We start from the raw sequence: 13839 nt of genomic DNA, 5'->3' as shown, positions 1-13839 counted from the left end.
GGATGTCTGTGGCGCGTGACCACCCAGCCCCACGCCGCATGCCCTGCCCGCATCGAACACCGCAACGACTCAAGTTTCGGAACGTCAATTTTGTTACAGACAGGCGGATTCAATGATGATGTCGCCCAATCGGGTTGGCGTCAGCGACGAGTGCCCGGGCCGCGCGGATAGACGCAGGGGCTCGGTCGGCTACACCCAGGCTCGGGCAAGCTTGCGCGCACACGGTTGTCACAGACCACACGTACGCGCACGACACGCCTAGCGGCCAGCGCTCTCCGTCGTTAGAGCGTCGAGAGGCAGCTGCTGGCGGCGAGCGTGCAGTTGCCTGTTTCATTGGCGTAGCGCTTTTTGGCACGTAACAGGTCTTCGACGCCGATCCCTCTCTCGAGGACGAGCGACAGGTCATGACCGCCGATGGCCTAAAAGGTGTGCCACGCTGATAGTCGCGTAATCCCTCCGCGCTGAACCCTGAGAGGCTGACGAACAGGCCTAACGCACGTTATGCAGCATTGAAGGGCGACGGAAAGTGCAGGTAGAGGCTGTGCGGCCACTTGCCGGCTCGCCCTCGTGGAGCGTTTCCAGCAAACGAAGGGCGACGATGTAGGTCCTCAGGACACACAGCAGACGGCGAAGATCGGATCTACCTTCGGGCGTGTCGCCTCGGCCAAGCTGTCGGAGCGACGCGCTATACAGTTCTGTTCGGGTTCATCACGACTGTTTGGGAGTACACGAGAGTGATCACGGGAGAGCAGAAGAGCAAGGTCAACGCCGTTTGGGACGCATTCTGGTCCGGCGGCATTTCTAACCCGTTGGAGGTGATGGAGCAGATCACCTACCTGCTGTTCATCCGCCGCCTCGACGACGAGCAACAGCTCGCCCTCAACCGCGCCAACCTCACCAAGAAGCCCATCACGGGCAACCCGTTCCCCGTGGACCGCACCGACCTGTCGTGGTCGGAGTTCAAGAACTACGCCCCCGACGACATGTTCCGCACCATCGATGAAGAAGTGTTCCCGCTCATCCGCACCATGCGCGACGAAGACTCCACCTACGCCCACTTCATGAAAGACGCCCGCCTCTCCATCCCCAACCCGGGCATGCTCACCAAGGTCGTCGACCTCCTCGACAAGATCGAGATGCGCGACCTCGACACCAAAGGCGACGTCTACGAGTACATGCTCGCCAAGATCGCCAGCGCAGGACAGAACGGCCAATTCCGCACACCCCGCCACATCATCAAACTCATGGTCGAGATGATGGCGCCCGAACCCGGCGACACCATCGTCGACCCGGCCTCAGGAACCTGCGGCTTCCTCGTTGCCGCCACCGAATACATGCGCGATCACCACGCCGCCGAGATCAACTCGAGCAAGGGAGCCAAGCACTTTCACCACAACATGTTTCACGGATTCGACTTCGACAACACCATGTTGCGAATCGGATCGATGAACATGCTGCTACACGGAGTCGAGCAACCCGACATCCGCTACCGCGACTCACTCGCCGAAGCCAACAGCGGAGACGCCGGCGCCTACTCCCTCGTGCTCGCCAACCCACCCTTCGCCGGCAGCCTCGACTACGAGAACACCGCCAAAGACCTCCAGCAAATCGTCAAGACCAAGAAGACCGAACTACTCTTCCTCGCCTTGTTCCTGCGGTTGCTCAAGCCTGGTGGGCGGGCGGCCGTGATCGTGCCCGACGGCGTGCTCTTCGGCTCCTCCAAGGCGCACAAGGCCCTCCGCAAGATGCTGGTCGACGACCACAAACTCGACGCCGTCGTGAAACTGCCGTCGGGCGTCTTCAAGCCTTACGCGGGGGTCTCCACAGCGATCCTGTTCTTCACCAAGACAAACTCAGGCGGCACAGAGCATGTCTGGTTCTACGACGTCCAAGCGGACGGATTCTCGTTGGACGACAAGCGAATCGCGCTCCTTGACAGCGAGAACCTCGGACCGCTCGCCGAACTCACTAACGACGAGCACGTTAAGAACAATCTTCCCGACGTCCTCGCCCGCTGGGCCGAACGCGACGGCACCGAACTCGAGCGTGAGCGCACCGAGCAGTCCTTTTGCGTTCCGCGGAACGCCATCGAGGAGCAGGGCTACGACCTCAGCCTCAACCGGTATAAGGAGATCGTCCACGACGAGGTTGAACACCGAGCACCCGAAGAGATCCTCGACGAACTCGCCAAACTCGAACTCGACATCCAAACCGGCCTCGCCGAGCTACGCCAGATGCTCGCCGGTGGTGCCAAGTGACTTGGCGCGAAGCGCAGTTGGGGGATGTCGCACTGATTGAGCGCTTGGGGGTTGCACCGAGTGAGATTCAGGACGGCACTACATATGTTGGATTGGAAAACATCAAGTCCGGAGGCGGGTTCGTTGACGTCGAACAAGTGGTGAGCGGCCAACTCGCGAGTACCAAGTTCACTTTTAGTGACGATCACATTCTTTACGGAAAGCTCCGACCGTACCTAGCGAAGATTGAGGCTCCGGACTTCCCCGGTGTCTGTAGCACTGACATTCTTCCGATTCGCCCTGGACCAGAACTTGACCGCCGCTACCTTCTGCATTTTCTTCGCCAGCCATCCCAAGTGGCTCTTGCTGATAGCAGAAGCTCCGGAGCGAATCTCCCGAGGCTGAGTCCGACGGAACTGGCCAAGTTCAGTGTTCCTCTCCCTCCCCTACCCGAACAACGCCGCATCGCAGCCATCCTCGACCACGCCGATACCCTGCGCGCCAAGCGTCTACATGCAGTTTCTGTTCTGGATGACCTTGGCGGCGCCGCATTCCAACATTTCGCCGCAGGCGCACCCCAAGCACCGCTCGGAGATCTATTAACCTTCGTGACCAGCGGAGGCAGAGGTTGGGCGAAGTACTACGCTGATCGTGGTGACCGCTTCATCCGATCGTTGGACGTTCAAATGAACTCAATTTCCGATGATGACTTGGTATATGTGTCTGCGCCAGACAACGCAGAAGCTGGTCGAACACGTACACGGGAAGGCGATGTACTGCTAACCATTACCGGATCGCGAATCGGACGGGCAGCGGCGCTGCCCTCGAGCCTCTCCGGGGCATACATAAGTCAGCATGTCTCGATACTTAGGACGGATACCGAGCGGTTACTACCAAGGTACCTGTCCGCATTTCTGTGTTCAGAAGTGTGGGGGCAGCGACAGATTCGTTCGAGTCAGTATGGTCAGACGAAGCCCGGCTTGAACTTCAAACAGATCCGTGATTTCGCAATACCTCTACCCGCTGTGGGACAGCAACAGAAATTCTGTGACTTCGCCGCGGCGTCGGAATGTCGCGGCGAAATGGGTCGAGAGGCTTTGGCTGCAACAAAAATGCTGTTCGACGCTCTCCAATCTCGTGCGTTCAGTGGTGAACTGTGAGCGATGTTGACCACAAGTTCGAGGGTTTGGCTTTGCAAAAAAGACTCACGCTCACATCTGGTTTATTGTCCTGTCGTGCGCAGAATGGCGTTCACTAAGACGGGATTGTGTGAGTTCTTGTTTTTCCCCATCTTGCCTTTCTTCATGAGATGCAAGGCTGCGGTTGCGGCTGCGCGAGTGACTGCAGTGTCATCGAGGAGGTCATCAATCGAGGTGAGGTCTGGTGCCCACAGCATCAAGTTGAAGGGCCCGGCCTCCTGAAAGTCGGTTTCCGTAACGCACACTCCAGGGTGTTGACGCATAAATCTGATCAAGGCGTCGTCGGACATTGACTCTCCAAGGAGTTCAACGCCGTTGACATGCAGCATTCCTCGTAGATGTTTGTCCTTGTCGATCATGGTTCTGAACGCTTCGGTGTTCCGAATGCTGAGATTGGACAGGGTGCGGAAATATGGAGTGTTGCGCGGAGAGCTCAATACCCAGTGCTGGTATTCGGTGTGGCGCGGAAGCGGAAGACATCGCTCCATGTAAGTCCGTAACAACGAACGCACTGTGTCGGCGTGCTCTCCAGTGCGTTTGAGCCACACCCTGTAGTCGTCTTCGGCGGCCGTCAGGCTTCTTCGGCTCTGGTTGGGCGAATGGGCTATTTGCTTGTGCGCGTTGACGCCGATGGGATCGGCGAGCCATGCCGCGGAAGTTGTCCCGTTCTTCCTGAAGATGTCATCTAGCGAGCTGTCATCGCCGATGGCGTAGGTCATTTGAGCTTTGTTTCGTGCCGGAAGTCCAGCTTGTTGGACGCTGTGGATCAGGGTCGCTTCGTGGTCGAGGAGGTGTCGCAGCGGGTTCACGATGCTTCCTGCTTCGATATCCGGCCGTAGGCGGATTCCGCGAATGTCTTTGTGTGTGCTGCGGTGTCCTTTGAGCCGATCGGCGATGGATATCGACTGGCCTAAGTAGCAATCGCCGTTAGTGAAATCTAGAAGGTAATAGCCGGCGTTTCCGGAGTCGAGTGCGTCGAGGGCTCGCTGCACATTTGCGGGCATTGCGGGGTGGACTGGCGATGTGAAGTCGTTGCTCGTAGCCCATTGGTCCACAGCTCTCCGCCGTTCATCGATCTCGTCTTGGGTAGGTGCCTGTTTTATCGGCGGCTGGGTGACGATGGATGTTTTCATCGAGCTACCGGAGGTATGCCGCTGGATTGGAGCGTCGAGATCGGGGGTCAGTGTCCACGTTGCTGAGCTGCACAGCGCAAACGTGAACATGTCCTTGAGTCGGATGGTTTGTATTGTGCCGCTGCGTGTTACAGCGCTGACCTGCTCGTGGGGAAAACCCCACGATTCTGTTCCGTCGCCTGCCCCTTGCTTGTATGTGGCCTCAACGCGTGAGAAGCCCGTCGGCAGACGCATGGCTCGTACTGCGGTGTACGCGCGGTCGTGGTCGAGCTCTGGCGCATCCGCGCGGAGTGTGATCTGCGGTGTGCCATCTTCGGCAGCTCCGTGTTGCACCGTCACTTGCCAACCACTTGCGACGAGTGTCGTGAATAGGTCGATCAACGCAGCGTGTGCCTCAAGGGTGGCATCTACTTGGTCGGAAAATGCATCTTCGTCGCCCGGATCGATCTCCGAAACATCGTGAGGAATCAGCGGGGTCCATAGACCTGAGGATTCCGAATCTTCCCCGTCAACCGTGGGATCGTTATCTACCCAGCGATCGCCGTCGTAGGTCTTCACGAACTCGCCGCCGCCATCCTCTTCGAGGAACTCGACGGTCAACGTCAATACTCCTTCGCAAGGACATAGCCGTATGGCGAAGTCGCAAGCAGCGAGCGGGAACACGCTGAGTTCGTTGAGCAGGTCAGCTAGGAACGCAGTTCTCGTGGTGGCGAGTGGCATCTGATTCTCCGTTGCATGGTGGTCGAGCAGTCTGATTGTTCCCGCCGTCACCGACAGTGTTCCGGTGGAAGTTGGCGAGTGCGCTCTGTCGGACCAGCGGCCTATTCTGTCTGGCTTGCCGAGATTCTGCGGGGTATGTGTCAAGATCGGACAGGCTGGAAGGGAGGCATCGTGGCCGGTAACTTTGATTTCTTGCAGGGTGAGTGGCCTCATGTTCACGCGTCTGCGAAGAACGCTGAACGCGATGCGCTCTTCGACAGCCGCTCCACCTGCTTCTACGCACGGCGTGCGGTCGAGGCGGCGGTCAAATGGCTCTACACGGTCAACGATCTGGACCAGCCGTACAAGGCCGACCTGTCAGCCCGCATCCACGATCCTGCCTTCCAGGCGATCGTTCCAGGCGCGGTGCAGACCAAGCTTGATCTGATTCGACGGGCTGGCAACCACGCGGTGCATGATGACCGTCCGATCGGTCAGGAATCCGGTGTCCGGCTGCTCGAGGAGCTGTTCCATGTGATGTCGTGGCTGGCGCGCACGTACGCGTCCCAGCCGGATTCCAAGCCGACACCCGAGCAGAAACTCGACCGGGCGAAGCTACCCAAGCCGGGTGGCGGGGCGGCAGTGGCTAAGACGATGGCGCAGTTGCAGGAGCTCGGCGCCGAGCTCGAGGCCAAAGACGCCCAACTTGAAGAAGCCGCGAGTGCGCGCGCTGATCTCACCGAGCAGTTGCTGGCCCGCGATGAACAACTCAAGGCCGCCGACGCCGCCCATGCCAGCTTGGAAGAACTCGTAGCGCAGCTGCGCGCGCAGGTCGCCGCGGCACAATCAGCAGCTGCCGGGCACGCCGATACCCACGACTACGACGAGGCCCGCACCCGCACCGACATCGTCGACCTGCTGCTGCGTGAAGCCGGTTGGGATGTTAATTCCCCCCGGGTCCGCGAGTATCCGGTGACAGGCATGCCCGACGGCAAGAACGGTTTCGTCGACTACGTGCTCTGGGGCACCGACGGATTACCGTTGGCGGTGGTCGAGGCCAAACGCACCTCCAAGGATGCGACCGTCGGTCAGCACCAAGCCAAGCTCTACGCCGACTGCCTCGAAAAGATGCACGGGCAACGTCCGATCATCCTCTACACCAACGGATTCGACACCTGGCTGTGGGACGACCTCTACTACCCGCCACGCGAAGTCGAAGGCTTCTACACCCGCGACGAACTCGCGCTTGAGATCCAACGCCGGACCACCCGCAAGAAACTCGCCGACGTCGACATCAACACAGCAATCGTCGAACGCCCCTATCAGACACGCGCGATCCGCAACGTCACCGAAGGCTTTGAGGACAAACGCCAACGCGCCGCACTACTCGTGATGGCCACCGGGTCCGGCAAGACCCGCACCGTGATTGCCCTGTCGGACGTGTTGATGCGCGCGAACTGGGCCAAACGCATCTTGTTCCTCGCCGACCGCAAAGCCCTCGTGAACCAGGCGGCCAACGCGTACAAGACATTCCTGCCGGACACGTCACCGGTCAACCTCCTCACCGAGAAGACCACCGACGGCAGGGTCTACGTGTCGACGTATCCGACGATGATGGGGTTGATCAACGACCTCGACAACGGCCGACGGCGCTTCGGTCCCGGCCACTTCGACCTGGTTGTCATCGATGAAGCCCACCGCTCGGTGTACCAGAAGTACCGTCGCATCTTCGAGTACTTCGACTCTTACCTCCTCGGGCTGACCGCCACCCCCAAGGACGAGGTCGACTACAACACCTACCTACTGTTCAACCTGGAAACAGGTGTTCCCACAGACGATTACAGTCTCGACGAGGCTATCAAGGACGGATATCTGGTACCGCCGCGCGCGGTGACGGTGCCGCTGGCGTTCCCGCGATCGGGCATCAAGTACGACGATCTGTCCGAGGAGGAGAAGAAACGCTGGGAGGGCGAGGACTGGGGCGAAGATGTCGATCCCGACGAGTTCCCCGACGAGGTGTCGTCAGAGGCAGTCAACAAGTGGCTTTTCAACACCGACACTGTCGACAAAGCTCTCGAGGTCCTCATGACTCGCGGCCACCGCGTTGCTGGTGGTGATCGCCTTGGCAAGACCATCATCTTCGCCAAGAACCAGAAACACGCCGACTTCATCGCCCAACGCTTCGACCGCAACTATCCGCAGTACAACGGCCACTTCGCCGCTGTCATCACCCACGCCGTCTCCCACGGCCAAGACCTGATCGACCAGTTCTCCCAACCAGATTCCAGCCCGCACATCGCAATCTCAGTCGACATGCTCGACACCGGGATCGACGTTCCCGACGTCGTTAACCTGGTCTTCTTCAAACCCGTCCGGTCCAAGACCAAGTTCTGGCAGATGGTCGGACGCGGCACCCGCCTACGCCCCGATCTCTACGGCCCTGGGCAGGACAAGAGCGACTTCTTCATCTTCGACCTCTGCGGCAATGTGGAGTTCTTCAACGCCCACCCGGCACCTGCCGAAGCCCGGCTGCCAGCCTCCCTATCTGAGCGGCTATTCACCGCCCGCACCGACATCGTCTGGGCGCTCGACCGGTCCCACAGGAACACTGAGCTGCGCGACGGCATCACCGACGTGCTGCACACTCAGGTGTCTGGAATGAACCTCGACAACTTCCTCGTCAGGCCACGCCGCCAGCAAGTGGAGGTCTACCGTGATCGCAGCGAATGGGAATCGCTGACCGAACAGAAGGTCCGTGAGATCGTCGAGAACCTCGCTGATCTACCCACGGCCGTTCGAGACACCGACGAAATGGCAAAACGCTTCGACCTCATCGTCCTACGCGGCCAACTCGCCGTCATCGAAGCCGACGACACCACCCTCGAACGTCAGAAAGACAAAGTTCGCACCATCGCCGACGGCCTCCTCGAGCAGCTCACCATCCCCAAGATCAAAGCCAAAGAAGAACTGCTCCGCGAAGTCGCCTCCGAGGATTGGTGGGACGACGTCACCCCCGAGATGCTTGAGGACGCGCGCAAGGAATTGCGGTCCCTCGTGGGGCTACTCGAGAAGACAAAGCAGCCGATCGTCTACACCGATCTGCAAGACACCTTCACCGGCGACGTCACCGAGGTCGACATGCCGCACATGGCGACTGGTACCGACAAGGAGCGATTCAACGCCAAGATGCGCGACTACCTGCGACGACAACCCGACAATCTTGCGCTCCAGAAGCTGCGGACCGGAAAGCCATTGACACAGGCCGACATCGACTCGCTCCAGGAACTCCTCACCCGAAGTGGCGCAGGCTCGGAGGACGAGCTTCAGCAGGCAATCAATGACGCGCACGGCCTCGGGCGCTTCATCCGATCGCTTGTAGGGCTGGATCGGCAGTCGGTCAACGAGGCCTTTGCCGAGTTCATAGACGACGTGAATGCGACTGCCGACCAGATCCACTTCATCGGACTCGTCACCGAATACCTCACCCGAAACGGTGCAATGGATTCATCGCAGATCTTTGACCCGCCCTTCATCGACAACGCCCCCCAAGGTCCAACGCAAGTGTTTGCGATGGACGTTGTGTCCCGCCTGATGGATACGATCGAGCAGATCAGCTCATCAGCGGATCAGGAGTCTGCGTAGTTGCGACGACAAAAGCAGTTCGACGCGCGTTTGAAACATAGGAGTCGGCACCGGATTCGAACGATTCGATGGTAACCAGGGCACGTGTTCCAAAGGAGGCCGATCTGCGGAGTAGTTAAAACCAAGCTTTTCGAGGTGGATGTCTCAGAGACATAGCGTCCTCAAATCTTGATCAGGCCCTCTGAATCTGGTGAATTCAAGGAGTTGCAGTATTTGTTCAACAATACAGGTTGTGAGAAATGAAGAGAATTGCTGGGGTGCACGTCAAGAGTGGAGGGATCAATGTGGCTGTTGTAGAGGAAAGTGGTTGTGATACACCACTGCTGATCTCGACAAAGCGCATCGAGAGCAACAATGCGCTTCCTGACACGGCGCGCTTTGCAGACTTGATAGACCGGTTTCGGCAGCATCTTTCCCCAATGGGTGTGAACGCGGTCGCCATTCTCCAGACCAGAGCGTTCAGCAATCTAAAGTACTCTGCCGCGTTCAATAGGGTTTTCGCGATCTGCGCCGTGCTCCAGGGGGCATCAGCTCTCCACATCGATGCCACCACCTACACAACGAACGCAGTTGGGGCTTCCATGTCGCTCGAAGCCAACCAACTCAAACAGTTTGACTATAAGACGCTCGGAGTGACAGAGGCTCCCACTTACTGGACGACAGGCATGGCAGAAGCTAGTGCCGTATCCGTCTATGCCCTAAAGGCCTTGAGGTGAACGGCGAGGCGAGTCAACCGCACACCGGCTCGTCTACACAGCGACGGGACCAGCATGTTCTGTCGTTGCCATTCGAATGCCTTCGCAGTATCCCCGAGGGGATCAATGAAGTTCGCGTCTGGCATGACCCACTCCTGGATTGCAAGCGAGTCGGCAAACGCATCGAGATATCGCAGATTGACGATGCCTTACCAGAGGCCGCGACACTACAGTCGATCCAGCACAACAACGTTGTACCGGTGTTGGGGGCAGCAGAGGTGAGCGGTTATCCAGCGCCGCTGCGGGTTGTTGAGATCATCACACCCTACTTCGAACGGGGGTCGATCACTGATGCTCAGCTACGGGGGGAAGAATTCAGGGCTTCAGAAGCCGTCGCGATCACGCAGGCAGTATTGCGCGGTCTGGCGGAAATCCATGAGGTACATGGGATCGGCCACCGTGACATAAAGAGCGGAAACGTCCTGCTGTGTCACAATTACCGCGCGAGAGTGGCCGATCTCGGCCTCGCGGGTCGCTTCAATGACGGAGGCGAAGTCAGAGCCCTCAACAATCCGACCCTGTACAGCCCACCTGAGTTTGCGACGAGCAAGATGCTAACTAGGGCGAGCGATATCTACGGGATCGGACTTGTGCTGAGGGAGCTCCTCGGCGGCCATTTTCCATTCGCCGAGTATCCAATCTCGTTGATCATCAAGCGAATAAGTGCCGGTCGAACACCGCTCACGATTTCAGATCAGGCCCTGCCACTCTGGGCCTCGAGTTCCATGCGGCGCGTATATGCAAAGGCGACCCACCGAGACCCCGGTCAGCGATACCAGTCAGCGCAGGAGATGGACGAGGCATTAGCGCATGTCACGGCGATTGACTGGGAACAGACCGACATAGGCTGTTGGGAAGCACCATTCCTGTACGAGCAGCGCAAAGTCCGTGTCGAAGCGCGGCATATGGTGCGATCTGGCGATTACCGGATGAGCATTCTTACTCACGCCGGGCGCGGTTGGCGCAGGGCTGCCGAGGATGTCGATGTGCCAGATCTCGGCGGCCGTCCCGTCCGGAAGGTCTTCGACCAAGCGTCAAGGATCGCGACCGTTCGCTGAGCGCTTTGCTGAAGGATTATGGCGTGCCCGACTGCTCGGCCCATGTTGTGGGCCTCGGATCGCCACCGGGTCGACAGACTCCAGCCCGCGCATTCACCAACCCCCACAGGGATTAGATATCCAGCAGCGCTCAGTCGTTCGAATGAGGCGGTGACACGCGGTTGGACGACTCCGCGTTGCGGATCGGACAGGACGCCCAAGCACTGCCCTTCGGCGGACTGGCCAAACCCAGCGATCAACTGTTCGGCGAATACGGACATCGCCCACCCATGACGGGGAAGAACGGTGTAGGTGCGGTCGACGCCACGCGCCTTATCCAGTGCAACAACGGCAGCCAAGACCAGCGCATCAAGGTTGCCGATGCGGTCGGCCTCTGCCAGCATCTCCATGCAGACCAGATTACATGTTTCGTGTAACTCGTTTCACGTAACATGCTTCAATGGCCATGCCTAGTAACCCAATGGAGCGGCTATCGAAGATTGTCCTCGGGCAAATCCACCGATTAGCAGTCATGTCATGGATCGCGCAGTCCGAGGACGTGATAAATCCGAGCGATCTCGCAGCTGACCTGGGATTGCCTTCTCTCAGCGCGATACAGAACCCGCTGCGTGACTTGGCAGAGGCCGGGCTGATCCAGCGGCTACCTACGACCGCCGGTAGGACCTACTACGAGAAGGTGGACAGCTCGGCCTGGTCCTTCGCTGAAGAGTTAGTGGCCTCTCTCGGACCGATGGAAGGCGACGCCCTCAGTGCATACGGCCAAACACCTGCCGGACATCAGATGGCAAACGGAGACACGCAATGAGTCAACGCCGCGGATTGGTGTGCCAGTGCGACATTCTCGCTGTGCTATTGCTCGGAGGATCTGTGATGAGCCGCTGGTCAACACCATTTCCAAACATGCCTGCTCGGAGGTCAGTGTTTCACACGTTCTGGCTCTTCGCGCGTCCCCGTATCGGGGCCAGTTTTTCACCCTCGCATTACCCGCTGTCGCCCACTCAACTTGAGTATGCGCCCGCTCGCCCCGGCAGGGTTCCTCTCACAAGTGGACCTCGAGGCCGGACAAAACTCGAGCGAGCCCGCCTCCAAACAGACGGGATTAGCGCAATCGGGGATCTTCAAATCTCATGTCCCGCCGGCGCCGATAATGCCGAACAGCGACCTCCCACGTACACAAAAACAGAGGTCAAACCGGATTCACCAGCTTGACCCCTGCAGCAAATTTGCGATGAACTGCTCGTGGTGGGCGAAGGGGGACTTGAACCCCCACGTCCCGAAGGACACTGGCACCTGAAGCCAGCGCGTCTGCCATTCCGCCACTCGCCCGTGGCCGCCGAATTCGGCGGGCATGTCGTCGAACTGGGTAGCTCGACGACTGGAGAACGATAGCAACAATGCGGCGCCGATGTAAAACTCGGGCGGGCGGGTGGTCTCGACGGGCTCGACCAGCGGCGGTAGCGCTCGACCAGCGGGGGTTGGCTCGATTAGCGGCGTGGTGGTCTCGACAAGCTCGACCAGCGGGGCCAAGGCTCGGGCAGCGAGTGGTCTCGACAAGCTCGACCAGCGCGATCAAGCCCGACCCTGAAGTCATAGTTGAAGCTGCGGCGGTTGATCTGAGACGGTGTTAGCCGTAAGTATCGGTATCATCAATCAAGGTCACTTGCACGACGACACGCCACCAGGGCTGCGAAGGGAGGTCGACGATGGGAATCCTGCAACGATTCGAGCGCAAGCTCGAGGGGGCCGTCGACGACGGCTTTGCGCGCGTTTTTGGTGGTCAGGTTGCTCCGCAGGAGATCGAGAACGGCCTGCAGCGCGAGGCCGAGGAGTCGCTGGAGAGCCTCGGCGACGGCACGGTGCTGGCGGCGAACAGCTACTCGTTGTTGTTCAGCCCGACCGACCACCAGCACATCGCCACTGAGTACGAGTTGAACCGCAAGACCTTCTCCAAGCACCTGGAAAACTTCATCGCCGACAACGGATGGCAGACGTATGGAAAGGTCGTCGTAGAGTTCGACCAATCGCCGTCGTTGCACACCGGTATCTTCCGTGCCCGTGGTCGGGTCGATCCGGATGCGAGCCCGCGTCCGGTCGGATCCGCTACAGGCGCGGGTAACGATGCTTCAGAACCACCGCGGGCCGCACGTGGTCGGCCCCCGGGGCCGCGAGCCCAGCCGCCGACTTCCGGTCCGCCCCCACAACCACACGCACCACAACAAGTAGGAGTCCCAGCCATGACGCAGAATCCCGGTTACGACCAGCGGCGAGGCGCAGAACCCGCTTACGACGACGCCCGGGGCTACGGCCAGGGCCAGCAGGAACACGGCCAGGAGTACGCCCAGCAGGGCTACGACTACCAGCAGGGCGGCTACGGACAGGGCTACGAGCAGGCTCCCGGCTACGGCCAGCAGGGCGGCTACTACCCGGCGCAGGGCCAGCAGCCCGGCTACGGATACGAGCAGGGCTACGAGCAGCAGGGTTACGGACAGCAGCCCGGCTACGACCAGGGCTACGCACAGCAGCCCGGCTACGGCCAGCAGGACTACGACTACGCCCAGGGCTACCCGCAGCAGGGTTACGACCAGGGCTACGGCCAGCAGGGCTACGAGCAGGGTTACGCACAGCAGCCCGGCTACGGATATGACCAGGGCTACGGACACCCCGGTGGCTACGCACCCGCCGCGATCACGCTGCTCCTCGAAGACGGCAGCAACCGCACATTCCAGTTGCGTGAGGGCTCCAACGTCATCGGTCGCGGCCAGGACGCGCAGTTCCGCCTCCCCGACACCGGCGTCTCGCGTCGCCACGTCGAGATCCGCTGGGACGGCAGCACCGCCATGCTCACCGACCTCAACTCCACCAACGGCACGACCGTCAACGACGTCCAGGTCAACAGCTGGGAGCTCGCCGACGGCGACCGCATTCGCATCGGTCATTCGGACATCACCGTCCGGTTCCAGTAAGACCGGCTGCACCTGCCAGTTAGCCGAATCGGCGCCCGTGGCATCGTCTGATGACGCCGGGCGTCGATACACAACTGTCACTTTCGAATGACGGTGATCGGGACTCTGGCCCATAAGATGCAGTCGGGATCCGTTGTCGCGCGCGAAGCGTCG

At 59.9% G+C, this 13839-nt stretch carries 9 protein-coding genes and 1 tRNA gene; 8 read left to right on the top strand and 2 right to left on the bottom strand.

All coding sequences use genetic code 11. The features are described 5' to 3' along the window. Window positions 1–734: 734 nt before the first annotated feature. Together RND64_RS00220 and RND64_RS00215 are read left to right on the top strand one after the other, a co-directional pair. The gene (locus tag RND64_RS00220; protein WP_049699163.1) at window positions 735–2258 is read left to right on the top strand and encodes a type I restriction-modification system subunit M; all 1524 of its coding nucleotides are present in this window, start codon (window positions 735–737) and stop codon (window positions 2256–2258) included. Then, on the top strand, window positions 2255–3397 hold the full coding sequence (locus RND64_RS00215; RefSeq protein ID WP_083444384.1) for a restriction endonuclease subunit S: 1143 nt from the start codon (window positions 2255–2257) through the stop codon (window positions 3395–3397). The genes RND64_RS00220 and RND64_RS00215 overlap by 4 nt, the downstream gene beginning before the upstream one ends. Before the next feature lie 62 nt (window positions 3398–3459). On the opposite strand, the gene RND64_RS00210 is transcribed toward RND64_RS00215, so the two are convergent. Continuing rightward, window positions 3460–5169 (bottom strand): GIY-YIG nuclease family protein, encoded by a 1710-nt coding sequence (locus RND64_RS00210; protein ID WP_152930078.1) that lies wholly within the window; start codon window positions 5167–5169, stop codon window positions 3460–3462. A 291-nt stretch (window positions 5170–5460) separates the two neighbouring features. On the opposite strand from RND64_RS00210, the gene RND64_RS00205 reads away from it, so the two are divergent. The 5 genes from RND64_RS00205 (at window position 5461) to RND64_RS00185 (ending at window position 11528) form a co-directional block, all read left to right on the top strand. Continuing rightward, window positions 5461–8910, top strand: a complete 3450-nt coding sequence (locus RND64_RS00205; protein WP_049699443.1) for a DEAD/DEAH box helicase family protein — start codon at window positions 5461–5463, stop codon at window positions 8908–8910. 257 nt (window positions 8911–9167) lie between these two features. Next, window positions 9168–9626, top strand: coding sequence for a hypothetical protein (locus RND64_RS00200; protein WP_152930079.1), 459 nt, complete (start codon window positions 9168–9170; stop codon window positions 9624–9626). Beyond that, complete coding sequence (locus RND64_RS00195; protein WP_049699166.1) at window positions 9623–10723, top strand: serine/threonine-protein kinase; 1101 nt, start codon at window positions 9623–9625, stop codon at window positions 10721–10723. The genes RND64_RS00200 and RND64_RS00195 overlap by 4 nt, the downstream gene beginning before the upstream one ends. Before the next feature lie 161 nt (window positions 10724–10884). Continuing rightward, window positions 10885–11139, top strand: a complete 255-nt coding sequence (locus RND64_RS00190; protein WP_049699167.1) for a hypothetical protein — start codon at window positions 10885–10887, stop codon at window positions 11137–11139. Window positions 11140–11162: 23 nt separating this feature from the next. Further along, entirely contained in the window at window positions 11163–11528 is a 366-nt protein-coding gene (locus RND64_RS00185; protein WP_200903255.1) for a MarR family winged helix-turn-helix transcriptional regulator, read from the top strand. A gap of 435 nt (window positions 11529–11963) precedes the next feature. Here RND64_RS00185 and RND64_RS00180 read toward each other — a convergent pair. Then, window positions 11964–12049, bottom strand: a tRNA-Leu gene (locus RND64_RS00180). 377 nt (window positions 12050–12426) lie between these two features. On the opposite strand from RND64_RS00180, the gene RND64_RS00175 reads away from it, so the two are divergent. Continuing rightward, on the top strand, window positions 12427–13686 hold the full coding sequence (locus RND64_RS00175) for a DUF3662 and FHA domain-containing protein (RefSeq protein WP_049699169.1): 1260 nt from the start codon (window positions 12427–12429) through the stop codon (window positions 13684–13686). Window positions 13687–13839 lie beyond the last annotated feature (153 nt).

Source organism: Gordonia sp. w5E2 (assembly GCF_036540975.1).
Taxonomy (GTDB): domain Bacteria; phylum Actinomycetota; class Actinomycetes; order Mycobacteriales; family Mycobacteriaceae; genus Gordonia; species Gordonia jacobaea.
The sequence above is the reverse complement of the archived record's forward strand: the minus strand, read 5'-3'. Positions and strand labels throughout refer to the sequence as shown.

What these genes read in the sequence shown, in the direction of transcription:
- RND64_RS00175 (WP_049699169.1), top strand. Translation starts at nt 12,427, where the DNA reads ATGGGAATCCTGCAACGATTCGAGCGCAAGCTCGAGGGGGCCGTCGAC.
- RND64_RS00185 (WP_200903255.1), top strand. Translation starts at nt 11,163, where the DNA reads ATGGCCATGCCTAGTAACCCAATGGAGCGGCTATCGAAGATTGTCCTC.